A 26,145-nucleotide genomic window follows, 5' to 3' on the forward strand; every position below is an offset into this window, starting at 1 on the left:
TTCATTTTAGCCCTTTGTCCAACAATCTGGGGCAGAGAAAAGCTTCTCTGCCTTTTTTCTATGATTTTCCCTTTGACAGATGTGAGAATGTTTGATAACCTTCGTGTAGTAAAAAATGAATAGAAATCCTCACGCTATGTCTCAGTGAGGTAGAGGTTGCGCGGATGATGAGTCACTCATGGGAGAGATGGAATCGTAGATCATGAGAAAAAAGGCATCAGCGCCGAAGTGTAGAGAAAGCTCCAACTTTCTTTATGCTGGGTCTGCATTGAATAAATGCAGGACTGCCACGTCTTTGAAGCGTGGAGGGCTATCCGGAGATCAAGGTGTATGTTTTGAAAAGCATGGACTTTTGTTCAGGCTTTTTTTTATGTTCTGATTGTCTAAGAAAAGGGGATACTGTACAACAAGTGACCCCACATGAACATAAAGAATGCGAGTCATTGCTTCACAAATATATCAATGAAGATACTGCCGGGTCTGGTCCGAAGTGAATATAACGGAGGTACGAAAATGGAACAGACAAAAAAATGGGGTTTTTGGTTATTGACGGCTTTTGTCGTCGGAAATATGGTAGGGTCAGGCATCTTTATGCTGCCAAGTACACTTGCCCAGCACGCAAGTCCTTTAGGCGTGACGATGGCTTGGCTTGTCACAGGTGGCGGTGTGCTGATGATTGCATTTGTATTTGGACATTTGTCCATCCATAAGCCGCAGCTGACAGCTGGGCCACAAAGCTATGCGAGAGCGCTTTTTAAAGACCCGAAAAAAGGAAAAGCAGCCGGTTTTACAATGGTTTGGGGCTACTGGGTAGCGAGCTGGATTAGTAATGTCGCCATCATTACAAGTCTTGCCGGGTATTTAACAACCTTTTTCCCTATTCTAACCGTTAAGACGGAAATTTTGACCTTTGGGAAAGAAGCGATCACACTTGGTCAGCTCATGACTTTTATCGTATGTACCATCCTTCTATGGGGAACTCATACCATTTTAATCACAAGTTTAAGTGCAGCAAGTAAACTTAATTTTATTACGACCTTTTCAAAGGTGCTTGGATTTGTGCTTTTTATTGTAGCGGGCTTATTCGCATTCCAAACCGCATTATTTGAACATTATTACTTCCCTGTTGCAGCATCAGATGGAGAAGGAGTGCTCGGACTTGGAGGCCAAATTCACCATGCGGCTATTTCCACGCTTTGGGCATTTATCGGCATCGAATCTGCTGTGATTTTATCAGGAAGAGCGTCCTCGCAGCGTGATGTCAAACGTGCGACGATTACAGGACTTTTAATTGCACTGTCTATCTACATGATTATTACGCTGATTACGATGGGCGTCTTGCCGCATGATCAATTGCAAGGCTCAGACAAACCATTCGTAGATGTACTTCAGCTGATTATTGGGCCAGCTGGCGGGATTGTCATGGCACTTCTTGCAATCATTTGTTTATTTGGTTCGATGCTTGGCTGGATTTTACTAGGCTCTGAAGTACCGTATCAAGCAGCAAAGGCTGGCGATTTCCCAGCGGTATTTGCAAAAACAAACAAAAAGGGAAGCCCTGCCTTCGCTTTGACTGTCACAAATATCATGTCACAGCTGTTTATTTTTTCAGTCATGTCACGTACGATCAATGAAGCTTTTACCTTCTTAACAACATCAGCGACACTTGCGTATCTCATTCCGTATATCGTGTCGTCGATCTACAGCTTTAAGGTCATTATGCAAGGCGACACATATGATCTCCAAAAAGGCAATCGAGCAAGAGACGGGATCATCGCGCTTGCTGCTATGGGGTATTCAGCTTGGGTCATTATTTCAGGAACAGCTGATTTGAAAACATTTGGTCTTGGAATTGGTCTCTTCTTAGTAGGGATTTTACTGTATCCATTCATGTCAAAGAAATTTGCTAAAGAAGCAGAATAAGCAAGACGTTTCTCCGCTGTTGGAGAAACGTCTTTTTTTTATGATGCTGATGTTAATCGATCCACAATAAATTCAAGCTGACCTTCCAGTGATACAGGGTCATTAAAGAAGTAACCGATCGGATCAGTTTCGAATACGCGTTTGTTTTGGACAGCAGGAAGTGATGCCCAGATGCTGCTTTTATATACCTGCTCACCATTACTTTTTGAGCCGCTCCACGGACTGGTGAAAATATAGTCGCCTGCAAACTCTGGAAGTTTCTCAAGAGAAATGTTTGCATAACCGACACCGCTGTCGATGGCTTCTTTTTGGACGGCCTTCGGTGCTTTTAATTTCAACTCGTCATAAATAATTTCCCCGCCGCGTGCAAAGGTGTTTCCGAAAATATAAATGCCTTTATCAAATGGTGATACGATGGATACTGTTTTGTTTCCAACAGCTTTTGTTACCTTTGGTTTCACTTCTGCAATTTTGGCATCCCATTTTGTGATCCAATCTGCAGCTTTTTTTGATGTGCCTGTCATTTTACTGAATTCTTTTAGTTGATCCTTAAAAGAATATTGATTGTATTTAATTGCGACGGTTGGTGCAATTTTTTTGTATTGGTCAAATTTCTGATCTTCATCCCAAGCAATAATCATATCCGGCTTAAGTGCGGCTACCTTCTCAACAGAGGGGGCTTTCCCTAGATTTTGAACCCCATCCGTTTTTCCTTTATAGAAAGGGTTTTTAAAGATGGGCGCAGTTGCAGCAATTGGGGTTTTGCCAAGTGTTACGAGGTCCCCGTAGTAGCTTTCTGCAAGAAGCACAATTCGCTTCGGATTTTGGGGGAGTTCGACCTCACCCTTTACATCTTGATAGGTGATCGTGGCATCTTTTTTGGCGCCAGATTCTTTATTTGAAGTGCTGCCGCAAGCAGCGGTAAAAAGCATAAGGGTGATGAAGGAAATCAAAAGAAGTCCAGTTCGTTTATTCACAAAAGTTCTCTCCTATTCAGTTGTTTTTGATAATGATTCTCAATTTCGATTATATCGTAACATGATGGAAGCAAAAATGCATCGTCTATTTTAGGACCGAAATGAAAATGGTGAAATTCTCCCGGTTTTTTGGTGAAAATAAAGAAAATTATCAGAACAATGATTTCAAAAAGAAAAGAAAGTGATATACTAGACTTCGAGATTGATAATCATTATCAGTAATGAGAAATAGATATGAATGGAAAGGAAGAGACTGGTTTTGGGCTCACAATCGAATAAACAGCTGCCAGCCAAAGACGATGCAATCGATATTGTCACGAAGCCCTTTGGAACAGCAGTTGTTGTCATCATAGGAATCATTGCTTTAGCATTTGGTCTTTTTTTATCAGTATCGTTAGGAGCGGCAAACATTCATTTACACACCGTATGGGAAGCCGTCTTTTATTTTGATCCACAACAAACTTCACATCAAATCATTCGGGAATTAAGGCTGCCGCGTACAGTTGGGGCAGCACTCGTCGGTGCCTTTTTAGCCGTATCGGGTGCCATTATGCAAGGCATGACAAGAAATGCGCTTGCGTCTCCTGAAATCATGGGTGTGACAAATGGATCAGCATTTGCGATTGCCATTGCGTTTGCTTTTTTCCCAGGCCAATCTTCTTTCACATTAATTCTTTGGTCATTTGTAGGTGCGGCACTTGGTGCTTCTATTGTATTTGGTGTTGGGACTCTTTCAAAAGGGGGACTGACTCCTGTGAAGCTCGCACTAGCTGGTACGGCTGTTGGAGCACTTTTAAGCTCCATCTCCTCAGCGATTGCCATCCGCTTTGACGTCGCCCAAGATATGAGCTTTTGGTACGCTGGCGGCGTGGCTGGTGTGAATTGGAGCAATATTAAGATCATCATTCCAGTTGCGGTTGCAGGGCTAATTATCGCGATGATTCTTGCCCGCTCGATTACTGTTCTGAGCTTAGGTGATGAATTGGCCAAAGGACTTGGACAGTATACGCGAACTGTCAAGGTACTTGGAATATTGGTCGTGATTCTTTTAACAGGTGCTGCTGTGTCAGTTGCCGGTTCTATTGGCTTTATCGGGCTGGTGATTCCTCATGTTACTCGATTCTTGGTCGGAGTGGACTATCGCTGGATTATCCCATGCTCAGCTATTTTAGGAGCTGTTTTGCTCATTTATGCAGATATTGCTGCAAGGCTGGTCAATGCTCCTTTTGAAACGCCAGTTGGTGCCATTACAGCCATTATAGGCGTTCCTTTCTTCTTATATTTGGCTAGACGTGAAAGGAGCGGAATTTAAATGGAAATGGTACAGCAAGCAAAGAGAAAGAAATACAAACGAACGATGCTTATGATCTTTTTAGCGATCATGGCTGTGTTCCTGATCAGTTTAAATACCGGAGAAATTCGGATTTCTCCGATGGATACATTAAAAACATTTTTTGGATTCGGTAGTGAAATGGATGAGCTAGTGCTATTCGAGTTTAGACTTCCAAGGATGGTCATTGCTTTACTTGTTGGCGCTTCTATCGCTGTATCAGGTGCCATCTGGCAAGGTGTTTCTCAAAACGGTTTAGCTGATCCCGGCATTCTAGGTGTAAATGCGGGTGCAGGCTTTGCAGTTGTTTTGTTTATTTTTGCATTTCAAGGCTCGATGTCGAACTTAGGTGATTTCACGATATTTGTATTGCCGCTTTTCGCTTTTGCAGGTGCAGGCTTTGCTGCATTTCTCATTTATGTGCTGGCGTGGAAAAAGGGGATCACACCTGTTCGATTGATTTTAACTGGGATTGGTGTCAATGCTGCATTTTCAGCAGCCATTGTAGTGATTCAATTAAAAATGAACCCAAATGATTTTAACCAAGCCATTGTGTGGCTGTCGGGAAGCATTTGGGGCTCAAGCTGGACGTATGTCCTGTCTGTGCTGCCATGGATGCTGATTTTCTTAGTACTAGCGCTTGTAAGGGCACGCTACTTAAATATCATGAATTTAGGTGATCAACTGTCCTATGGCTTAGGGATTTCCGTTCATAAAGAAAGAAGTTTTCTCATGCTGATTGCAGTAGCATTAGCAGGTGCAAGTGTCGCTGTGGCAGGCAGTATTTCTTTCTTAGGATTAGCCGCACCACACCTTGCGAGAAAGCTTGTTGGACCGAAGCATCAAGGAATGATACCAGCTTCCGCTATGATCGGCGCACTACTATTATTACTCGCAGATACACTTGGCCGCGTCATACTTGCTCCATCAGAGGTGCCAGTAGGACTTGTCGTTTCTGCTTTAGGCGCACCGTACTTCATTTACTTATTGATGAAAACAAACTAATGAGGAAGGAGAGTACAACAGATGAAATCACTCGAAACAGAAAAGCTTTGTATTGGCTATCATGACCGTTTGATTGTCGACGATCTAAATATCAGTATCCCAAAAGGAAAGGTGACCACATTAATTGGACCGAATGGGTGCGGCAAATCAACGATTTTAAAAACCATGTCCCGTATCATGAAATCCCATCAAGGCGCTGTTTACTTAAATGGTCAGGCCATCCATCAAACGCCAACAAAAGACATTTCAAAACAAATGGCGATTTTACCGCAGACTCCTGAAGCACCAAGTGGGCTGACAGTCTATGAGCTTGTATCATATGGGCGTTTTCCGCATCAAAATGGATTTGGACGTCTAACGAATGAGGATAAACGAATCATCAGATGGGCGCTTGAGGAGACGGGAATGATTGCCTTTCATGACCGTCCAATTGAAGCACTATCTGGTGGACAGCGTCAGCGTGTATGGATTGCAATGGCGCTCGCTCAGGAAACAGAGCTGCTGCTATTAGACGAACCAACGACGTATTTGGATCTTGCTCATCAGCTCGAAATTCTTCAGTTATTAGAACGCTTAAATAAAGAGCAGGGACGAACCGTACTGATGGTGATTCATGACCTGAATCATGCAGCGCGCTTTTCACATTACATGATTGCCCTCAATCAAGGGAAAGTCATTAAAGACGGTACGCCTCATGAGGTCATGACCAAAGAGGTACTTAGTCAGGTGTTCCACATTGATGCAGAAATCGTTCTTGATCCTAGAACGAATAAGCCGATTTGTTTAACATATGATTTAATGAATCATGAAAGAAAGCTAGAAGCTGTGAACGGGTAATAGGTGGACAAAAAACTCGGTAGGGATACCGGGTTTTTTTCGTCTTCTGAAAATATGGTGCTGCTTTTTTTCAAGTCGATCTTTTTTCGCTTTTATGCAGAAAAGAGGTATTTTTTTACTTTAGACAATGGTAATATACGGTTAGAGATCATAGCTAGAAAGGAAAGAGATGCGTGGAAACAGCAAAAATATTGATTGCAGATGACGAAGAAGCAATTGTAAAAATGGTTGAACGCGTATTAAAAAAAGAAGGATTTCAACATATTTATAAAGCCTACCATGCAGATGAAGCATTAGATATTGTGAAGAACGAGGACATTCACCTTTTACTTCTAGATGTGATGATGCCCGGTAAGTCTGGCTTTGATGTTTTGCCTGAAATAAGGAAATATACGAAATCACCCATTTTCTATTTAACAGCTAGAACGTCTGATGTAGATAAATTGACTGGATTTGCACAAGGTGCAGATGATTACATCACAAAGCCTTTTAATCCGCTAGAGCTAGTGGCAAGAATTAAGGCGCACTTAAACCGAACATATATCTCCTTACAGGAGGAGCAGGAAGAGGCTCAAAGCCAATATGAATATGCCCATTTCTCCTATCATCCTCATGCAGCTGAATTGAAAGTAAGAGGAGAGGTGACGGCATGCTCTGCTCAGCTTTTGTCCTTGTTGAAGTATTTTTGTGATCATCCGAATGTGGTACTTTCAAAAGATCAAATCTATGAGAAAGTATGGGGCGTACCATCGTATGGTGATAACAACACCGTCATGGTTCATATCCGAAAGCTGAGAGAAAAGATAGAATTAGATCCAAGTCATCCCGAATATATTGTGACGATTCGTGGTATGGGCTATAAATTCATTCCGCAGCCTGTGAAGGTTCTTCATTAGTTTATGAATTTACGAACAAAACTTTTCTTTCACTTTGTCGGGCAAATGTTTATTGTCATTGCCATTTTGCTGATTGGAAATACATTCTCTGAAAATCTTTATTATAAGAAACACTATGAGAATATGACTGAAACCGGTTTAACAAAGGCAGATGGAGATACACTCATGAGCTGGCTCTATTTTAACGAGGATGGAAAAATGGAAGCCGATGATCAGCTCAAACAAGCAGTAAAAAAGCGGGACGGCTGGCTGCAAGTAATTGATTCAAAAAAACACAACGTCTATAGCTATCACCTCCCTAAAAACATTCCAACATCCTATGAAAAGGATGAAATGATCAAGATCTTTGAAAAAAGACAATTTAAAGATTATAAGATGTACTTCTGGCCAATTGAGATTGATCAAGAAAGCTTTATAGTATTATATGGATTTAAGACGAACAGTACAAAGGTAGCCAATTATCTTAAGAAGCACGAGAAAAACCTGGCTGCACTATCTCAATATTCAGTTGAAACGAAAGAATTTTTGAAAAGAATGAATGGATCGGTGCACCTGTTTAATGAAGAAGGAAAATATTTAAAAGGCATTCGAGCGAAAAGTGATTTGAAAAATAATGTAACGGATGTTGAACTGCTCAAGTATCAATCAAAGCCTTGGGAGTTTAGAAGTGACCTGTCTTACATCAAAGTGAATAAGGGTCTGTATATGATTGTTTCGGTGCCAAACAAAGTATACAGCCCAGATGAGCTTTATGATAAAGAGACAGAGGCATTAAACCAATATACAACGTTCTTGATTGCAGGTCTTGCACTCACTATTATTGTTGTGATGACATTATGGTACTCGTATCGCTACGGACTGCCGATCTATCACATTATTCGCTGGCTGATTTTCCTATCAAGAAATAAATTGCAGGAGCCAACAAACAGAAAAGGCATCCCAGTTAGTAAAAATAAAAAAGGCCGTATTAAGCGGGAGTACCGGCTGTTTGAGGATATTCTCAAAGCAATGGATCAGCTCACAAATACGTTAAAAGAGAATGAAGCAAACCGAAGAAAAATTCAAACCACAAGGGAAGAATGGATTGCAGGGCTGTCTCATGATTTGAAAACGCCTCTTAGTACGATTTATGGCTATGGTTTGATGCTTGAATCAGATCAATACCAATGGTCAAAGGAAGAAGTCATGGAAATGGGACAAGTCATTCGTGAGAAATCAGAATACATGTCGACCTTGATTGAGGATTTAAATCTCACGTATCGGTTGAAAAATGGTGCATTGCCTATTAATCGAAAACCTGTCGATCTTGGTCAATTTTTAGCATCCATTATGGACGAGTTTTCAAGAAGCTCATTTTCTGAAGATTATCCGTCATCTTTTGAAGATCGAACAGAGGGTGTCACGTTTGAAATTGATAAAGCTTGGTTTCGACGAGTCATTGAGAACCTGCTGGCAAATGCCGTTAAGCATAACCAAAAAGGTACTCATATTATAGCTGTGCTATCTGAAACAAATGAAGAAGTTCGGATCGAAATGAAAGATAACGGACGCGGAATGGCGCAAGAAACGGTTGATCACTTATTTAATCGTTACTATAGAGGAACAAATACGAATGATCCAACGAATGGAACAGGATTAGGGCTGGCGATTGCAAAAGAGCTGGTCCTGCTGCACGACGGTGATATTCTAGTTGAAAGTGAACCAGGTAAAGGAACAACTATTGCGATTATCCTTAAAAAACCACCATCTGTAAAATAGCCAAAAAACGATTTTCTTTTCTAAAGAAGATCGTTTTTTTCTGTTTTTAGGATTGAAATCAATTTTGTAAACGATTACAATAAAAATGTTAACGTGAACAAATTAATTTTCATAAATATAAGAGATGGGGGAGTTTGATGAAAGCCTTCTTAGATGAGCAGTTTTTATTGAACAGTCAAACGGCGGAAAAGCTATACCATGAGTTTGCAAAGGACCTTCCGATTATCGATTACCATTGTCATTTAAGTCCAAAAGAAATCTATGAAAATAAAACGTTTCAAAATATAACCGAAGCATGGCTTTACGGAGATCATTACAAATGGCGTGCGATGAGAGCCAATGGCGTACCCGAAACACACGTAACAGGAAATGCATCAGATGAAGAGAAATTTTTAGCATGGGCGAAGACCGTTCCGATGACCATAGGAAACCCTCTCTATCACTGGACTCATCTTGAGCTGAGGCGGTATTTTGGAGTCGAAGAACTTTTGAATGAAGAGAATGCAGACATCATCTGGCAAAAAGTAAATAAGAAGCTGCAGGGTGACGGGTTTGGTGCGAGAGATTTCATTGTGAAATCAAATGTCGAAACGGTTGTGACCACAGACGATCCGATCGATTCGCTGCACTATCACCAAAAATTACGGGAAGAAGAATTTTCTGTGCAAGTGCTGCCAGGGTTTCGGCCAGATAAGGCACTGGATATAACGAATGATCTGTTTATCGAGTATGTTCATCAGCTGGCAGAGACATCAGCTATTCCAATTCAGTCTTATCAAGACTTCTTAAAAGCACTTCATGTGAGAATTGACTTTTTCCATGAGCAGGGCTGTTTGATCTCAGATCATGCCATCAATGAAATGACCTATGAAGAAACGACAGAAGAAGAAGTGGACACCATCTTTCATAAAAGGCTGTCTGGCCATCCATTGACGGAAAATGAGAAGATTCAATTTAGAACGCATACATTTATTGAATTAGGCCAGGCATATAGCAAGCGGGGATGGGCAATGCAGCTTCATATCAATGCGCTCAGAAACAACAATACGAAAATGTTTGAGCGGCTTGGACCAGATACGGGATTTGATGCAATGAATGATGAGGACATAGCAAAGCCCCTTTGCCGAATATTAGATCGATTAGAACAAGAACATGCACTGCCAAAAACCATTCTCTATTCCTTGAATCCAAGGGATAATGTCGTGATTTCAACGTTAGCTGGCAGCTTTCAAGATGGGAAGACACCTGGGAAAATTCAGCACGGCACGGCCTGGTGGTTTAATGATACGAAACAAGGAATGACAGAGCAGATAATGGCTCTTTCCAGTATCGGACTGATCAGCCGTTTTATTGGGATGCTGACAGATTCACGCAGCTTTCTGTCGTATACAAGACACGAATATTTCCGCAGACTGCTTTGTGACATCATCGGAGATTGGGTAGAAAAAGGAGAAGCGCCATACGATCTCTCACTGCTAGGGGAAATTGTGAAAGGAATCAGCTATGAAAATGCAAAGCAGTATTTTCAATTTGATCGAGCCAAGGATCTGCCGCAAAAAAGCAAGATCACATGAACAATAAGGCAAGATAATGAAAGCGGTTTTATGATAAGATGATAAAAAATCATAAAAGGCGGAATCGCATGACAGTCACAATCAAAGACATAGCAAAATTGGCAAACGTCTCTCATACCACGGTATCAAGGGCTTTGAATAACAGTCCTTTTATTAAAGAGAAAACAAAACAAAAAATATTGTCGATTGCAAAACAGCTGAACTATTCACCGAATGTTCATGCCAGAGGCCTTGTCTCCCAAAAATCATTTACAATTGGTCTGTTTTTTACGAGTTTAACAGAAGGCACATCTTCGAGTTTCTTTGTTGATGCTTTAAAGGGTGTTAACAGTGTGATGACAGAGCATTATCATTTGTTTGTGAGAGGAATTGATGACTTTCATGATTACACAACCATTCATAAACAACGCTATGATGGAATTTTGCTCATGAGTCAAAGTGAGCATGATGAAGCGTTTATCCATCATGTGAAAAAACAGGGCATTCCGATTATTGTACTGAATCGCCGTGTGGAAAGTAATGAAGTGATGAATATATTAGCTGATGATAGTGAAGGGGCATACCAAGCTGTACATTATTTCATTCAGCAGGGGCATCAACAAATCGCCATCATTGAAGGGAAAGAAGGCTTTAAATCGACTCAAGAAAGAAAAGCTGGTTTTCTGCAAGCATTAATTGATCATCATGTGCCAATGAAGAAGGAATATATGATCAAAGGTGACTATCACATGAAAAGCGGTTATGAATCAATGGAAGCCTTGCTGAATCTTGATGAGCCGCCAACAGCCCTTTTTTGCTCAAACGATGACATGGCCATTGGTGCGATGAATGCACTATATGCAAAAGGGAAAACGTGCCCAGGCGATATGTCGATTATCGGCTTTGATGATATTGCATTTTCATCCTATACCACACCAGCTCTCACAACAGTGAAAAAGCCGATTGAAAAAATGTGTGCGCTTGGAGCAGAAGCGATCCTTTCAGTCATAAACGGTGAAGAGAAAGAAGAAGATCATATGGAAAAAGTGTATGTACACACAGAACTAATGATCAGAGATTCAGTCAAAAAGGTGCAGTGATCTGCATCTTTTAATCAAAAATGTTCACGTGTGCAATATATGCAGGGAGGGAAACCATTTGAAGCGATTATCCAAAGCTGTCTACCCGGTGGCAGAGTATCCAGAAACGATTTTGCAAATCGGTGAAGGGAATTTTATGCGAGGGTTTATCAATTGGCACATCCAGAAACTAAACGACTGTACAGATTTTAAAGGAAGAGCCGTTGTTGTTCCTCCTCGAAAAGGATCAGTTACGGCTTTAAATGAACAAGACGGCTTGTACACTTTATGTATTCAGGGCTTTCATGATCAAAAAGAAATGAACGAACGTATCGTCATTCAATCCATTAGCAGGGGAATCAGTACGTATACAGATTACGAGGCCTTTTTACACGTAGCGGAAAGTCCTGATCTGCGCTTCGTCTTTTCTAATACAACTGAGGCAGGACTTGTATTAAGAAAAGAGGATCGGTTAGAAGACAGACCGCAGGTAAGTTTTCCAGGAAAGCTGACAGCCTTCTTATATCATCGGTTTAAAGCATTTGCAGGAGATGAGAATAAGGGACTGATCATCCTGCCTTGTGAATTGATCGAGCAAAACGGTGATAGATTAAAAGAATACGTGACTGCTATGGCAGCTGAGTGGGATCTTCCGCCTGACTTTGTTACTTGGCTGAAGAAAGCGAACACCTTCTGTAATACGCTTGTTGATCGAATTGTCCCGGGATTTTCACAGGAAGCAGCTGAAGCTGTGCAAAAGGAAGACGGATATATCGACGAATTGCTTGTCACGGCAGAATATTATCATCTGTTTGTCATTGAAGCACCCGCATTTGTTCAAAAAGAGCTTCCTTTTCAAGAAGCAGGGCTAAACGTGCTTTTTGTGGAGGATATCACTCCTTATCGAATGAGCAAGGTCCGTATTTTAAACGGTGCACATACAGCGATGGTGCCAATCGCGTATTCATGTGGTTTAGATACTGTAAAAAAAGCTGTGGATGATGAGCTTGTTGGTTCGTTCATCCGAAGTATGCTCGAGGAGGAAGTGCTGCCAGGTCTGCCCCTTCCTGAAGATGAGCTTCTTCTTTATACACAATCCGTTTGGGATCGTTTCTGCAACCCGTTTGTGAAGCATCAATTGCTGGATATTGCATTGAATGGTGTCTCTAAGTTTCGGGCGCGTATTCTCCCATCCCTTCTTGATTATGTTGCGCTAAAAAAACAGCTGCCAATGAAGCTTGTCTTTTCACTCAGTAGTCTTATTTATTTTTATCAAGTCAATACAGATAAGGTAAAGGATGATGAGACTGTGATGGCAATCATGAAGGAAGCGCGGGAAGAAATGAATCATTCCTATGAATCCATGGCTCATCATATTCTTTCAAGTGAGGCAATATGGGGGATGGACTTAACGAGTATAGAAGGGCTGAATGATGCAGTAGCCAAGCAGCTTACCTTCATCCATGAAAACGGGATGAGAGCTGCTGTTGACCGAATGCTCCATCATCAATATGAAAGTCAGGGGGAGAAGGCATGAGAGACTTTATTGTGATTCATCCTTCAGATAATGTAGGGATTGCTTTAAAAGTGCTTGAGCAAGGTGAGGAACTTCAGTACCAGGAGCATACAGTCGTCTTAAAAGAAACCGTCGCCAAAGGCCATAAATTTGCACTGGCTGATATCAAGCAAAAAGAGAATATCATCAAATATGGCTATCCGATTGGTCATGCAACTACACTTATTTCTAAGGGAGAATGGGTGCATACGCATAACATTAAAACGAATCTATCAGGTAAGCTCGATTACGAATATCAGCCTTCTTTAACAGAAAATCCCTATGAAAAAACGAATCTGACATTTAAAGGCTATAAACGAAAAAATGGTGCAAGTGGGATACGTAATGAGCTTTGGATTGTCCCTACAGTGGGCTGCGTCAATGGCATCGCCGATCAAATCATTCAAATATTTACCGCTGAAATGGGCGGAAACATCCATCCTTTTGAAACGGCGTTAGTATTAAAGCACAATTATGGATGCTCACAGCTGGGGGACGATCATGAAAATACAAAAACCATTTTACAAAATGCTGTCAAGCATCCAAACGCTGGAGGGGTACTCGTTCTAGGGCTTGGCTGTGAAAACAATGACATTGAAGATTTTCAGGCGACATTAGGGGAGTATGACCAGACGAGAGTGAAATTTTTAAGGAGCCAAGAAGTAGGAGATGAAATAGAGACTGGAGTCGCTTTACTCAAGGAAATTTATGATGCGGCGAAAGAAGATCAACGTGAAGAGATTCCGTTATCTGAGCTGAAAATTGGCTTGAAGTGCGGAGGATCAGATGGTTTTTCTGGCATTACTGCAAATCCGCTGTTAGGCAGACTGTCCGACTTTATTGTGGCGCAGGGCGGAACAACCGTATTAACCGAAGTGCCAGAAATGTTTGGGGCTGAAACCATCTTAATGGAGAGAGCGGAATCAGAAGAGACCTTCGACAATATTGTGCAAATGATCAATGATTTTAAACAATATTTTATGGATCATCAACAGCCAGTATATGAAAATCCTTCCCCGGGAAATAAAGCAGGAGGAATTTCGACATTAGAAGATAAATCTCTCGGCTGTACACAAAAAGCGGGTACTTCCGCTATTAAGGATGTGTTGAAATACGGAGAATTGCTGAAACGAAAGGGGCTGAATGTCTTAAGTGCGCCTGGTAATGATCTAGTTGCTTCATCTGCCCTTGCAGCGTCTGGCTGTCAGCTGGTGCTCTTTACGACAGGCAGAGGGACACCGTTCGGCACGTTTGTCCCAACGATGAAAGTCTCGACGAATACTGCCTTATATGAAACAAAAAAACACTGGATTGACTTTAATGCTGGGGAATTGCTTGAGGATGTACCTGAAGAAGTGGTGCTAGAAAAATTCATTTCAACGATTATTGATGTGGCGAGTGGAAAGCAATTAAATCATGAAAAAAACAATTTTAGAGAGCTGGCTATTTTTAAAACAGGTGTCACACTTTAAGGCGACTGGGGGATGAGGAAATGTCTAAAAAACGGGATTTGATGTATATCACAGCAGGAACAGTACTAACCGGAATCGGACTCGCACGTTTAGCAAAGCAAGGAAAGAAAGACAAAGAAGCAAATGGCATGGATCATGTGTTAAAGCAAATAAAAGCGCCAATGTTCCCCGATCGTGAGTTCAATGTGATTCATTATGGTGCAGACGAAAAAGGGGAAGTGCTTTCGACAAATGCTATTCAGTCTGCAATTGATGACGCACATCGTTTGAAAGGGGGGCGTGTGGTCATTCCTAAAGGGACATTTTTGACAGGAGCTCTTGAATTGAAAAGCCATGTAGAGCTTCATCTCCATGAGAACGCCTATGTGACATTCAGTCAAGACCCACGCGATTACTTACCACTCGTATTGACAAGATATGAGGGAATTGAGCTTTATAATTATTCACCGCTTATTTATGCTCACCATGCAGAAAATATGGCCATTACAGGCAGTGGTACACTTGACGGGAGAGGTGATGAGCATCATTGGTGGCCTTGGAAGTATGGAACAAATGGTCAGCCCTCCCAGGATCGGGATCGTCAGCTTCTGTTTGAGATGGCTGAAAAAAGAATACCAGTGGAAGAAAGAGTGTTCGGAGAAGGACATTATTTAAGATCCAGTTTTATACAGCCATACCAATGCCAAAATATTCTCATTGAAGGAGTGACAGTGAAGGATTCGCCGATGTGGCAGATTCATCCGGTGTTATGTGAAAACGTCATCGTTCGCGGGGTCAATATTATCGGGCATGGACCAAATACAGACGGTGTAAATCCAGAGTCTTGCCGCAATGTGCTCATTGAAGACTGTTACTTTGATAATGGAGATGATTGTATTGCGATTAAATCTGGCAGAAACGAGGACGGCCGGAGAATCGGAGTTCCATCTGAAAACATTGTCATTCGTAGAAATGAAATGCGTGATGGACACGGTGGAGTAACGATAGGGAGCGAAATTTCTGGCGGGGTCAGATATGTTTATGCAGAGGATAATATCATGGACAGCCCAAATCTCGATCGGGCACTGCGCATCAAAACCAACTCTGTCAGGGGCGGTACCATTGAACACATTTATTTTAAAAATAATACAGTCAAAAGCTTAAAGCATGAGGTTGTCTGTATCGACATGATGTATGAGGAAGGAGATGCCGGCCCGCACAAGCCTGTCGTTCGCCATATTGAAGTCGAGGGGCTAAAAAGCAGCGGCGGACGATATGGTGTGAAAATAGCCGCATACCCACATTCTCCAGTCACGCACTTTAAAATGAAAGATTGTGTCATTGATGATGTCACGTATCCCCTCTCTTTAGAGCATGCAGTAGCTCCTTCTTTTCAGAGAGTCATCATGAATGGTGAACAAATAAACCAATAGAGGAAATGAAAACAGCCTGTTTGAAGGCTGTTTCAGATTGTTGACACAGGGCTAAAATGAACTTTATTTTAGCCCTGTGTCTTCTTTTTCCTTTTATAAGAACAGAAAAGACGCTTTTGGAAATCACATATACAACCTATCTGCACTGTAGTATAATATTCCCGAAATTAGAAAAGAATTGACGGAAGAGATGTCGTCAAGCAGTACATAAAGCAGGGGGTTTATTCATGAAGAAGTTGACAGGCATTTGGCTTTCATTATTACTTGTGATGGGTGTTTTAGCAGGATGTGCAGGTGCGGAAACAGATCAAAAAGCAAGTGATTCGCAACATAAAGAGACAGCAGCTGCGGCCTTTCCCGTCTCAATCAAAGATGCAGCTGGTAAAACAGTTGAAATCAAAGAACAGCCCAAACGGATTGTTTCGTTAATTCCAAGTAATACAGAGGTTGCCTATGCACTTGGCCTTGGAGATAAAATCGTTGGAAGATCAGATTTTGACAATTATCCAAAGGAAGTAGAAAAAGTAGAGAAGATTGGCGGTCTTGAATTCAATGTAGAGAAGATCATTTCCTTAAAGCCTGACCTCGTATTAGCACATGCATCTCAAATGGGATCAAAAGAAGGATTTAAACAGCTTGAAGATGCAGGTATTCAAGTGCTGACTGTTCAAGATGCAGCCTCCTTCAAAGATGTGTACAAGTCTATCAATATGATCGGCAAAGCAGCCGGTGTGAAAGAAGCATCAACGAAGCTTATAAATGAAATGAAATCAAAACTGAATGACCTTAAGAAACGAGCAGCGTCCATTTCCAAAGACAAACAAAAAACAGTCTTTGTCGAAGTATCAGGGACGCCTGAAATTTACACAACAGGTAAAAACACATTTATGGACGAAATGCTTTCTGTCATTCACGCAAAAAATGTTGCAGGCGATCAAACTGGCTGGGTGCAAATGACGGAAGAATCAATAATCAAACGAAATCCTGATGTCATTGTCACAATTGATGGTTCTAGCTTAGCTGATCTGCAAAAAAGAGATGGCTGGAATGCCATTAAAGCAGTAAAAGAAAAACAAGTCTTTCAATTGAATACGGATCTCGCATCAAGACCGGGGCCGCGATTGGTTGAAGGAGTCGAGGCTCTTGCGAAAAGCATCTATCCTGACACGTTCAAATAAAGTAATCATTGCATACGCACTAAGTGTTTTCCTTCTTGTGATGAGTATTGGAATGGGAATCTCATTTGGCAGTTTAGGAATTCCCATTCCTTCTATTATCCGCATATTTGTTCATGAACTATTCGGAGTTCAGATCGGGGGCATTGATGCGATCGACCGCAATATCATGATGAATATCCGGCTGCCGAGAGTGATATTAGCAGCATTAGTAGGGGCGGCTTTGGCGTTATCTGGTGCAGCCTTTCAAGGTTTATTAAAAAATCCTCTCGCAGATCCTTATACACTAGGGGTATCTCAAGGGGCATCTGTTGGAGCCGTAGCGACTTTATTTTTTAGCCTGCAGCTTCCTTTCATGGGCACTTTTACACTGCCTTTCTTGAGTATGACAACAGCACTTGTGACGCTATGTCTCGTCCTCTTTTTTGCACGTCTTGTTCATCGAGGAATGAGCATCTCCTCTTTAATTTTGACGGGTGTGATTTTCAGTTCGTTTTTGGGGGCGCTCATTTCATTAATGATTGCTTTAACAGGTGATGATTTAAAAGAGATTATTCATTGGCTTTTAGGCAGTGTGTCCATGAGGGGCTGGCGTTATATCGTTCTTTTCCTTCCTTTCTTCCTCATTGGTACCTTTGCACTGATACTGATGGGACGAGATTTAAATGTGATGACGTACGGGGAGGAAAAGGCAAAGCTATTAGGGGTTCATGTGACAAGGAGCAAATATGTGGTTCTGCTTGCTGGTTCAATTCTGACGGGCAGTGCGGTAGCAGTGTCAGGGACGATCGGATTTGTAGGACTTGTCATCCCGCATTTTATCCGTCTTTTATCTATCACGGATCACCGGCATCTCCTCCCATTGTCTATGCTAAACGGCGCTTCTTTTCTTGTTTTAGCAGATGTGTTATCCCGTACAATCATCGAGCCGACGGAACTGCCTATTGGCATCATCACGGCATTAATTGGTGCACCTGTATTTGGCATGATCCTCATTCGCAGATATAGAGGAGGGACGCATCTATGATTCAAGTGAAGGAAGTCAGAGGTGGATATGGTGAAAAAGAGGTCATTCGCGGCGTGAGTTTTGAGGTGAATCAAGGAGAATTTCTTGGCATCCTTGGACCAAATGGGAGCGGTAAGACGACCTTGCTTAAAATGATCGCAGGTGTTTTAGCACCAAAGAGCGGTCAAGTATACCTGAACGCCCATCCAGTTCAGTCCTATCGGCCAAAGGCACTTGCGCAAAAACTGGCTGTTCTTCCGCAGAAGACCGATCAAGCCTTCTCATTTACGGTGGAAGAAACCGTCCAGTTTGGACGCTATCCTTATCAGAAAGGATGGCTGCAATCTGTCACAAAAGAAGATGTGCAGGTCGTCAGCACAGTGATGGAACAAACCGATGTGGCTCAATTTAAGGATCAATCCATCCATGAATTAAGCGGGGGAGAGCAGCAACGGGTATATTTAGCCCAAGCGTTAGCGCAGCGCCCTGAATATTTATTGCTGGATGAACCAACTAGCTTTCTTGATTTAGCCTATCAAAAAGAATTGCTCGATTTGATTAGAGAAGAGACCTCTTCCTCTAGATTAACGGTCATCGGTGTGTTTCATGATGTGAATATCGCCAGTTTGTATTGTGATCGGCTGCTTTTGCTTCACGAGGGAAAGGCAGAGATGCTAGGAGATCCGCATCACGTTTTGACCACTGAACGGATAAACCGAGTGTATGAAACCGTTGTGACGCCGCTTCAGCATCCACTGCGAGCAAACCCCCAGCTGATGATCGAGCCGGCGGCCACTTCTGACAGATCATGTGTGAAATTAGCGGAGGGCTGGAAAACACATGGATCACATGGAATGACGTTTTCCATTAAACAGCCGCTTCGCATCCTTTCCTCACATGAGAAAAACGGCGGCTTCTTTTGGAAACGGTCACTCGGAACGGGAACTGAAGCTCTCCATGAAATGCTAGATGATAGAGAAGGCATATTGTTTCTTGAACAATCGGGTGAACCAAAGGAATACGCGGCTCAAGATGATGAAGAAGATGTCCTTCTTTATGGAATGCATCAGGAAGGAGAGCTGTCCGTTTGGCTTGTGCTGAAAGAATCATTATCAGATGGAGCGTCTGTTCAAATGATGGGGCAGCTGATGCACATCATTCAACAAGAGACAAGCGTTCCCATCCATCATCTTTGTATCGCTTCTGCTCATGCGCAGCAAAAGGAACATGATGCTCTTTTGCACGAAAGGGTACGAAAGAAAGTGCAGCGTCTTCTTCATACATTGGTTGCAAGAAAAAAGTGAACCGACTGGTTCGCTTTTTTTGTTGAAAACATCAACAGATCTTTAAAGAATGCGCTGAACATTTGAAAAAATCTAAAAATATGTTGCTAAATAAATCAAATTACTTTTATAATAAGAATCATGAAAGCGTTTAAATGAATATGTGTTTAAAAATGCAACATTCAGAAAGGGAGGATCTTTTGAATATTAAGGGAATTATTCCAGCTATTTTGACACCGCTTACAAAAGAAGAGGATTTTCATCCGGAAGTGACAAAGCAACTCATTGACCGTTTGATTGATTCAGGTGTGCACGGCATCTTTGCTTTAGGAACAAATGGCGAGTTTCATTTGTTTTCAGAGGAAGAAAAGCTTCAAATTGCTGAAACTGTTGTAAATGCTGTGGCCGGACGGGTGCCGGTATTCATTGGAGCAGGTGAAAATAGCACTGAAGCAACGATCAGGCTGTCAAACAAGCTCGCAGATATAGGCGTAGATGTACTGTCAGTCATCACACCTTATTTTGTTGCGCCATCACAAGAAGAGCTGTATGAGCATTTTCGCCGCATTTCAGAAAACGTGAGGATTCCCATTCTGCTCTATAACATCCCATCAAGAACGGGTGTATCACTTGCGCCAGAGACGGTTCTGCGGCTCAGCTCACTGCCGAACGTGCTGGGCATTAAGGACAGCAGTGGAGACATTGCCAATATAAAGGCTTATCTGGATGTGACAAAGGATGAAGAGTTTGTCGTACTTGCAGGAACAGATTCACTCATTTTAGAGACATTGAAGCTCGGCGGATCAGGCGCAGTTGCGGCAACGGCAAATGTTCTTCCAAAAATTGTCGTTGGACTTTATGAATCTTTTCAACAAGGTGAGCTTGATCAAAGTGAGCAATTTCAGCAGCAGTTGCAGCCGTTAAGAGCGACATTCACTTTAGGCACATTACCAGCGCCTTTAAAAAAAGCAGCAGAGCTTTCAGGACTTCCCGTTGGTCCGCCAAAAAGCCCGGTAAAAGAGCTGTCTGGAGAGGCTTTAGAAGCTGTGACACACATGATCGAGAATTATCGCACGCAAGCAAAATCAGCAAAGGAGCAGTGAAGAGATGACGACAACGCATTATCAGTTTCAAACGGCATCACACATTGTATCTGGGGCTCATTCTCTGGAGCTCCTTGGAGAAAAGTTAGATTTATTAGGACTTAGCGGACTGACATCGATCTTTATTTTAACGCAGCCATCCATCGTATCGCTTGGTTATGCAGACCAAATCAAAAGAGAGCTTGCGAAAAAAGGGATTGCCAGTGAGATCTGCACAGAGATTAAGCCAGAACCAACAGAAGAAAATATCGAGGATGTATTCCAGACATTTTTAAAAGGGGAGCATGAGGCCATCATTGGGATTGGCGGTGGAAGTGTGCTGGATGCGGCAAAAATTTTAGCTGTTCTAAAAACGAATGATCAGCCGATTTCTGCGCTCATTGGTACAAATCTTGTGAGAAAAAGAGGGGTTCCGACGATTCTGATTCCAACAACATCTGGTACGGGATCAGAGGTGACACCAAATGCGATTGTCACCTTTCCAGAAAAGGAACTAAAAATCGGAATGGTCAGCCCGCATCTCTTGCCGGACCTTGTGATCTTGGACCCGGTACTTACGCTCAACTTACCGAAACCCATTACCGCAGCTACAGGTATGGACGCGTTTACGCATGCGCTTGAATCGTATATTTCCAATAAAGCCAATCCATTCAGTGATATGTTCGCACTCGAATCCATGAGGCTGATTTCTGGAAGTATTCAAGAAGCGTATCATCACGGGGAGAATGTGAAGGCAAGAGAGGATATGCTGGTTGGTGCAATGTATGGGGGAATGGCACTCACAAGTGCTGGGACAGCAGCAGTTCATGCAATGGCTTATCCGTTAGGGGGAAAATACAAGATTTCTCACGGTGTCGCTAATTCCATGCTTCTTCCTCACGTCACGGCATTTAATGCAGATCATATCATTGATCGTCTTGGAGATGTTGCTAGGGTGATAGGGATAGAAGAAAAAGGCTCGAAGCATACGCTTGCAGAGCATTTGATTCGTCAGATTGAAGAGTGGACAGCGGATTTACACATTCCTCAACAGCTCAAAGCCTTTGGCGTGTCAAAAGAGGATGTGCCGGCACTTGCTGAAGCAGCTTCAGCGGTGAAGAGATTAATGGACAACAACCCGAAGCCAATGTCTGTCTCTGATATTGAACAGGTCTATATGAAACTGCTCGACGCCTAACTCTTCATACGTCACTTGGGATGGGACATAAGAAGTTGCTTCACACGGCTTTCACACAAAGGGGGATTTTAAGTGAATGTTTTAAGCAGTTCTGTCATCACATTTATTTTAATCGTCATTATGATCTATATCCTGTTTACGACTTGGCTGACGATGCGATTCCGCAGTAAGTCCAATTCAGAATTCAACAATGCAGCTAAGTCACTTCCAGCCATTGTGGTCGGTATTTTGTTAATGAGTGAATTCATTGGAACGAAATCCACCGTCGGAACAGCAGAATCTGCATTTACGCATGGGCTGTCCGCTTCATGGTCTGTTATAACAGTTGCGATTGCCTTTTTTATCTTTTCCTTTTTCTTAGTCGGAAAGTTTTATCGAACAGGGCAATACACCATTTCAGGTATTATTAATCAGAAGTTTGGAAAATCAACGAAGCTGGTCGTCTCTGTTATCATGATTGCAGCATTGCTCCTTGTGAATCTAGGAAACTATTTAAGTGGTTCAGCTGCCATTGCATCGATTCTTGGGCTTCCTTTAATGACCTGTGCCATCATTACGGCGGTTGTCAGTACGTTTTATTTTACGTTCGGAGGAATGAAAGGGGTTGCATGGGTCACCATCCTACATTCGATCGTGAAGTATGCGGGGATATTAATTACACTAGGGGTAGCACTTTATTTAACGAAAGGCTTTGAGCCGATGAAACAAAGCCTGCCTGATCATTTCTTTACATGGGATGGCACAATCGGTTGGGGAACGATCGGAGCTTGGTTTATAGGAAACATGGGAGCCATTTTTGCGACGCAGTTTATCATTCAGGCCATCACCTCGTCGAAAAGTGAACGAGAGGCAAAGAAATCGACCCTGTATGCAGCACTCCTTTGTTTGCCACTCGCCATTGCGATCGGGGTCATCGGTGTCGCTGCACGTTATTTGTACCCAGACATAGAACCTATTTACGCGTTTCCTGTCTTTTTACAGCATATGAATCCGATTTTGAGCGCTGTTGTGGCGACATCTCTTGTAGCATCCATCTTTGTCGGTGTGTCAACGGTTGCGCTTGCAACAACCACGCTGATCATTGATGACTTTTATGTGCCGAAAATGAAACCATCACCGGAGCAGCGAATGAAGATTACTCGGTATGTAGCTGTCATCGTTGGGATTGTGCCGCTTTTGGGGGTTGCCCTTGCGCCTGAGCTGCTGTCTCTCTCCTTCTTTACAAGAGCACTTCGAACATCAATCGCTGTTGTAGCGGCAATGGGCTTTTACTTGCCATATTTTAATTCAAATAGAGGGGCAACCATTGGTCTTGCTGCTTCAGGTATTGCTACGACGGTTTGGTATTTACTCGATAATCCATTCGGTATCGATAATATGTACGTAGCGATTATCATTCCTTTCCTAGTGCTGGTGATTGATCGATTGATCAGCCCGCCGACGAAAAAGGATCAACAACTGAAAGGAGAATTATCATGACAAATGAAGACGTCTCGATCAAAATAGATGGAATATTACGACAAAATAAACAAGACCCCGTGAGAAAAGAAGCTTTTCTCCCAACAAACTGCGTGCAAAACCATGCGGCTAATCTCATTGAGCTGGATAATGGGGATGTGCTATGTGTATGGTTTGGCGGAACACAAGAAGGAATTCCTGATATCTCTATCTATATGTCAAGGCTCAAGCAAGGAAGTGACCAATGGACAGAGGCTGTGAAGCTATCCAATGATTCTACACGATCTGAACAAAATCCAGTTCTTTTTCAAGAGAAAAGTGGCAGGCTGTGGCTGCTTTATACAGCGCAGCTATCTGGAAATCAAGATACGGCCATTGTGAGATATCGTGTATCAGAGGATAGAGGAGAGACATGGGGGGAGATTGGCACTTTATTTGATCAGCCCGGCACGTTTATTCGTCAGCCTATTGTTGTGCTGGATAATGATGATTGGCTCCTTCCCGTCTTTTATTGTAAGACGATTCCTGGTGTCAAATGGACAGGGAACCGAGATGTCAGTGCTGTGAAAATTTCCTCGGATCAAGGCAAGACGTGGGAAGAGGTCATCGTGCCAAACAGTACGGGCTGTGTTCATATGAATATTGGAAAATGTGCTGATGGTACCCTGATTGCCCTCTTTAGAAGCCGGTTTGCTGATTCGATTTATATGAGCCGCTCAGTGGATCACGGACGGACATGGTCCGAGCCAAAGGCGACAGAGCTGCCGAACAATAACTCATCCATTCAATTTACGGTGCTCCAAAATGGTCATCTCGCCCTCGTTTATAACCATATCAATGCGGATGATCAAACAGAAAGAAGAGCCTCCTTATATGACGAGATTGAGGATGAAGGCGATACACGGACGGCTGTTGATACAGAGGCACGACCAGCTTTTTGGGGAACGCCTCGTGCCCCAATGACACTTGCCATCTCTAAGGATGACGGTGCAACATGGCCCGTCAGACGTAACCTTGAAATCGGTGATGGCTATGCCATGACAAACAATTCAAAGGATAAATTGAATCGAGAGTATTCATATCCATCCATCACAGAAGGAAAAGATGGGAAGCTGCACATTGCGTTTACTTTTTATCGGCAGGCCATCAAGTATGTATGTGTGACAGAGGAATGGACACATCACACGTCTTAACCGCAAGGGAGCCCTGTTTCTGTGAATTGTAACCCTCATTTGCTTCATTTATAATTGATGTTTGGAGGGTTGTCCCAATTTGTTAACCTTTGGACTCCCTCAAGGTATGTCTCACAATGAAGAGATAAAAAATGGGGGTCCTTTTCATGAATATAAAAGTGCTAGGTATTGCGCCGTATAAAGGATTGGGAGATGTATTAATAGACCTTGCCAAAGAAGAAAAAAATATCACATTCCAGCTTGAAGTCGGAGACCTTAGGTCAGGTGTTGCACTGGCAGAACAGGCAGAGGCTCAAGGAATGGATATCATTATGAGCCGCGGAGGAACAGCTGCGCTTATTCAAAAGCATGTCAACATTCCAGTGGTGGATATCCCTGTATCAGGTTACGATCTGCTTCGTGCCCTCACGCTGATTAAAGATTACCAAGGGAAAAAAGCAGTTGTTGGTTTTGAAAATATTACACAAGGTGTACGCACCATTGGAGAGTTATACGGGATTAAAATTGATATTTACACAGTGCAGAAAGAGGAAGAAGTCTGGGATCTCTTAAAGCAATTACAGGAACAAGGAACGCAGGTTGTGCTTGGGGATGTGATTACAGATAAAGCGGCCAAGGAGCTTGGGATGCAAAGCATGCTGATTACCTCTGGCCGTGAATCTGTCAAGGAAGCGTTCCATCAAGCAAAACAAATGTACCGTTTATATAAAGAGGCTACAGCTGAGCAGCGCCTCTTTCGAGAAATGATTGATCAAGAGTCAAAAGGAATGCTGATCATTGATCAAGACAATCAGCTTCATTTTATCAATCAACAATTGAAACAATGGACTGAACAAGGATTATTTCCACCGTTTACATCTCATGTCGATGTGGTGGCATGGTGTCCAGCGCTTGAACCGGCAGTGAAAGCGGTTCGAGAAGGAAAGCAAAACGGCTTCTCTCAAATATCCAATCAGCAGCACATGTGGCATGTCAAAGGCAGTTTGTTATCTAAAGGCGAGATGCTGGTGACAATTGAGAAGCCTTCTGCTGTGATCAATAGAGAGGGTCATCGTATATGGACGCTGGCAGCGCCTGTTCATTCAGCACATCCATTTGCTCTTTTTACCGAACAGAGTTCAAAAATGAAAGATGTGATCCAAAGGGCAAAGGCGTTCAGCCAAACGGATCGCTCTATTTGCCTCTATGGCGAACAAGGAACTGGTAAATCAAGCCTTGCTTTTGCGATTCATCAAATGAGCGAGAGAAAAAATGAGAGCTTTATGACGGTTCATTGCAAACGTTTGACCGAACCGGATGATGTAAAAGCCATTCCGGTGCATCAAAAAGGAACGATCTTTCTGAAGGATATTGATGGTGTCCCAATGGATATGCAGCCACTCATTGTCGAGCAGCTTTTTCATCATCGGCAGCACATTCGCTGGATGGCTGCATCTACAGTGGATTTGTTCAAATTGATGCAATCTGGAGCATTTAGTGAGGAACTATATATGTGCTTACAGGAGCTCACGATTCATGTCCCGCCTTTATCTGAACGGGCAGAAGATATTGAGGATATGAGCCGGTTATTTATTGCCGAACTGAATTCTCTTTATGGTACGCAGGTTGTCGGGCTGTCAGCAGAGGTGATTGAAGCCTTTCAAAATCAGAGATTTAGAGAAAATGTCCGGCAGTTCAAGCGGATCATGGAAGAGCTTGTGCTGACGACAAAAAGCGGATATATCACATTGAGTAAAGCGAAGACAGCAATTGATCAGCTCGCGTCTGAACATGAAGAAAAGCAGCTGTCGAGCTATTTACATGGCACGCTTGATGAAATTGAAAGACGGATTATTCGAACGGTGCTAGAAGAGGAAAATATGAATCAATCAAAAGCAGCGAAGCGGCTGAATATCAACCGTACGACGCTGTGGAGAAAGCTAAAGGAATAATATGCAATGAGACCGAGGTGTC

20 protein-coding genes and 1 riboswitch are annotated in these 26,145 nt (G+C 42.5%); of the genes, 19 read left to right on the top strand and 1 reads right to left on the bottom strand.

Going from position 1 to position 26,145, the window contains the following annotated elements:
- Positions 1-142 precede the first annotated feature (142 nt).
- Positions 143-321, top strand: a riboswitch (Lysine riboswitch).
- Positions 322-513: 192 nt separating this feature from the next.
- Positions 514-1,923 carry an amino acid permease gene (locus BA1_RS05635; protein ID WP_008356574.1) on the top strand — a complete coding sequence of 470 codons (1,410 nt, stop codon included), beginning with the start codon at positions 514-516 and terminating at the stop codon, positions 1,921-1,923.
- Positions 1,924-1,961: 38 nt separating this feature from the next.
- Here the strand turns inward: BA1_RS05635 and BA1_RS05640 are convergent, their stop codons facing one another.
- Entirely contained in the window at positions 1,962-2,900 is a 939-nt protein-coding gene (locus BA1_RS05640) for an iron-hydroxamate ABC transporter substrate-binding protein (protein WP_008356575.1), read from the bottom strand.
- 259 nt (positions 2,901-3,159) lie between these two features.
- Between BA1_RS05640 and BA1_RS05645 the strand changes: the two genes are divergently transcribed.
- The 18 genes from BA1_RS05645 to BA1_RS05730 all read left to right on the top strand — a co-directional run bounded on the left by BA1_RS05645 (position 3,160) and on the right by BA1_RS05730 (position 26,123).
- Positions 3,160-4,212, top strand: coding sequence for a FecCD family ABC transporter permease (locus tag BA1_RS05645; RefSeq protein WP_008356576.1), 1,053 nt, complete (start codon positions 3,160-3,162; stop codon positions 4,210-4,212).
- Complete coding sequence (locus BA1_RS05650) at positions 4,213-5,235, top strand: FecCD family ABC transporter permease (RefSeq protein WP_008356577.1); 1,023 nt, start codon at positions 4,213-4,215, stop codon at positions 5,233-5,235. It abuts the gene before it with no gap.
- Between the two features lie 21 nt (positions 5,236-5,256).
- Entirely contained in the window at positions 5,257-6,072 is an 816-nt protein-coding gene (locus BA1_RS05655; RefSeq protein WP_008356578.1) for an ABC transporter ATP-binding protein, read from the top strand.
- A 173-nt stretch (positions 6,073-6,245) separates the two neighbouring features.
- Positions 6,246-6,968, top strand: coding sequence for a response regulator transcription factor (locus tag BA1_RS05660; RefSeq protein ID WP_008356581.1), 723 nt, complete (start codon positions 6,246-6,248; stop codon positions 6,966-6,968).
- A gap of 3 nt (positions 6,969-6,971) precedes the next feature.
- Complete coding sequence (locus BA1_RS05665) at positions 6,972-8,726, top strand: HAMP domain-containing sensor histidine kinase (RefSeq protein ID WP_008356582.1); 1,755 nt, start codon at positions 6,972-6,974, stop codon at positions 8,724-8,726.
- A 137-nt stretch (positions 8,727-8,863) separates the two neighbouring features.
- The gene (gene uxaC / locus BA1_RS05670) at positions 8,864-10,300 is read left to right on the top strand and encodes a glucuronate isomerase (RefSeq protein WP_008356585.1); all 1,437 of its coding nucleotides are present in this window, start codon (positions 8,864-8,866) and stop codon (positions 10,298-10,300) included.
- A gap of 68 nt (positions 10,301-10,368) precedes the next feature.
- On the top strand, positions 10,369-11,379 hold the full coding sequence (locus tag BA1_RS05675) for a LacI family DNA-binding transcriptional regulator (RefSeq protein ID WP_008356587.1): 1,011 nt from the start codon (positions 10,369-10,371) through the stop codon (positions 11,377-11,379).
- A gap of 58 nt (positions 11,380-11,437) precedes the next feature.
- Entirely contained in the window at positions 11,438-12,895 is a 1,458-nt protein-coding gene (locus BA1_RS05680) for a tagaturonate reductase (protein WP_008356590.1), read from the top strand.
- Positions 12,892-14,385 carry a UxaA family hydrolase gene (locus BA1_RS05685; protein WP_008356592.1) on the top strand — a complete coding sequence of 498 codons (1,494 nt, stop codon included), beginning with the start codon at positions 12,892-12,894 and terminating at the stop codon, positions 14,383-14,385. The genes BA1_RS05680 and BA1_RS05685 overlap by 4 nt, the downstream gene beginning before the upstream one ends.
- Before the next feature lie 20 nt (positions 14,386-14,405).
- A complete protein-coding gene (locus BA1_RS05690) occupies positions 14,406-15,797 on the top strand; it encodes a glycoside hydrolase family 28 protein (protein WP_008356594.1) in 1,392 nt (463 codons plus the stop codon).
- A 227-nt stretch (positions 15,798-16,024) separates the two neighbouring features.
- Positions 16,025-16,975, top strand: a complete 951-nt coding sequence (locus BA1_RS05695) for an ABC transporter substrate-binding protein (RefSeq protein ID WP_008356596.1) — start codon at positions 16,025-16,027, stop codon at positions 16,973-16,975.
- A complete protein-coding gene (locus BA1_RS05700) occupies positions 16,941-17,999 on the top strand; it encodes a FecCD family ABC transporter permease (RefSeq protein ID WP_008356598.1) in 1,059 nt (352 codons plus the stop codon). The genes BA1_RS05695 and BA1_RS05700 overlap by 35 nt, the downstream gene beginning before the upstream one ends.
- A complete protein-coding gene (locus BA1_RS05705; protein ID WP_008356600.1) occupies positions 17,996-19,282 on the top strand; it encodes a heme ABC transporter ATP-binding protein in 1,287 nt (428 codons plus the stop codon). The genes BA1_RS05700 and BA1_RS05705 overlap by 4 nt, the downstream gene beginning before the upstream one ends.
- A gap of 179 nt (positions 19,283-19,461) precedes the next feature.
- Positions 19,462-20,364, top strand: coding sequence for a 4-hydroxy-tetrahydrodipicolinate synthase (gene dapA / locus BA1_RS05710; protein ID WP_008356603.1), 903 nt, complete (start codon positions 19,462-19,464; stop codon positions 20,362-20,364).
- Positions 20,365-20,368: 4 nt separating this feature from the next.
- The gene (locus BA1_RS05715; RefSeq protein ID WP_008356604.1) at positions 20,369-21,541 is read left to right on the top strand and encodes an iron-containing alcohol dehydrogenase; all 1,173 of its coding nucleotides are present in this window, start codon (positions 20,369-20,371) and stop codon (positions 21,539-21,541) included.
- A gap of 72 nt (positions 21,542-21,613) precedes the next feature.
- On the top strand, positions 21,614-23,020 hold the full coding sequence (locus BA1_RS05720; protein WP_008356606.1) for a sodium:solute symporter family protein: 1,407 nt from the start codon (positions 21,614-21,616) through the stop codon (positions 23,018-23,020).
- The gene (locus tag BA1_RS05725) at positions 23,017-24,192 is read left to right on the top strand and encodes a sialidase family protein (RefSeq protein ID WP_008356609.1); all 1,176 of its coding nucleotides are present in this window, start codon (positions 23,017-23,019) and stop codon (positions 24,190-24,192) included. Before BA1_RS05720 ends, BA1_RS05725 begins: the two co-directional genes overlap by 4 nt.
- Before the next feature lie 146 nt (positions 24,193-24,338).
- Positions 24,339-26,123: a sigma-54-dependent Fis family transcriptional regulator gene (locus BA1_RS05730; RefSeq protein WP_174549233.1), complete on the top strand. Its 1,785-nt coding sequence runs from the start codon at positions 24,339-24,341 to the stop codon at positions 26,121-26,123.
- The last annotated feature ends 22 nt before the right edge of the window (positions 26,124-26,145 follow it).

Source organism: Bacillus xiamenensis, from assembly GCF_000300535.1.
GTDB lineage: Bacteria > Bacillota > Bacilli > Bacillales > Bacillaceae > Bacillus > Bacillus xiamenensis.

Coding starts and splice junctions, on each gene's coding strand:
- BA1_RS05665 (WP_008356582.1), top strand. CDS start 6,972: ATGAATTTACGAACAAAACTTTTCTTTCACTTTGTCGGGCAAATGTTT.
- BA1_RS05695 (WP_008356596.1), top strand. CDS start 16,025: ATGAAGAAGTTGACAGGCATTTGGCTTTCATTATTACTTGTGATGGGT.
- BA1_RS05675 (WP_008356587.1), top strand. CDS start 10,369: ATGACAGTCACAATCAAAGACATAGCAAAATTGGCAAACGTCTCTCAT.
- BA1_RS05685 (WP_008356592.1), top strand. CDS start 12,892: ATGAGAGACTTTATTGTGATTCATCCTTCAGATAATGTAGGGATTGCT.
- BA1_RS05730 (WP_174549233.1), top strand. CDS start 24,339: ATGAATATAAAAGTGCTAGGTATTGCGCCGTATAAAGGATTGGGAGAT.
- BA1_RS05725 (WP_008356609.1), top strand. CDS start 23,017: ATGACAAATGAAGACGTCTCGATCAAAATAGATGGAATATTACGACAA.
- BA1_RS05690 (WP_008356594.1), top strand. CDS start 14,406: ATGTCTAAAAAACGGGATTTGATGTATATCACAGCAGGAACAGTACTA.
- BA1_RS05650 (WP_008356577.1), top strand. CDS start 4,213: ATGGAAATGGTACAGCAAGCAAAGAGAAAGAAATACAAACGAACGATG.
- uxaC (WP_008356585.1), top strand. CDS start 8,864: ATGAAAGCCTTCTTAGATGAGCAGTTTTTATTGAACAGTCAAACGGCG.
- BA1_RS05715 (WP_008356604.1), top strand. CDS start 20,369: ATGACGACAACGCATTATCAGTTTCAAACGGCATCACACATTGTATCT.
- BA1_RS05635 (WP_008356574.1), top strand. CDS start 514: ATGGAACAGACAAAAAAATGGGGTTTTTGGTTATTGACGGCTTTTGTC.
- BA1_RS05705 (WP_008356600.1), top strand. CDS start 17,996: ATGATTCAAGTGAAGGAAGTCAGAGGTGGATATGGTGAAAAAGAGGTC.
- BA1_RS05655 (WP_008356578.1), top strand. CDS start 5,257: ATGAAATCACTCGAAACAGAAAAGCTTTGTATTGGCTATCATGACCGT.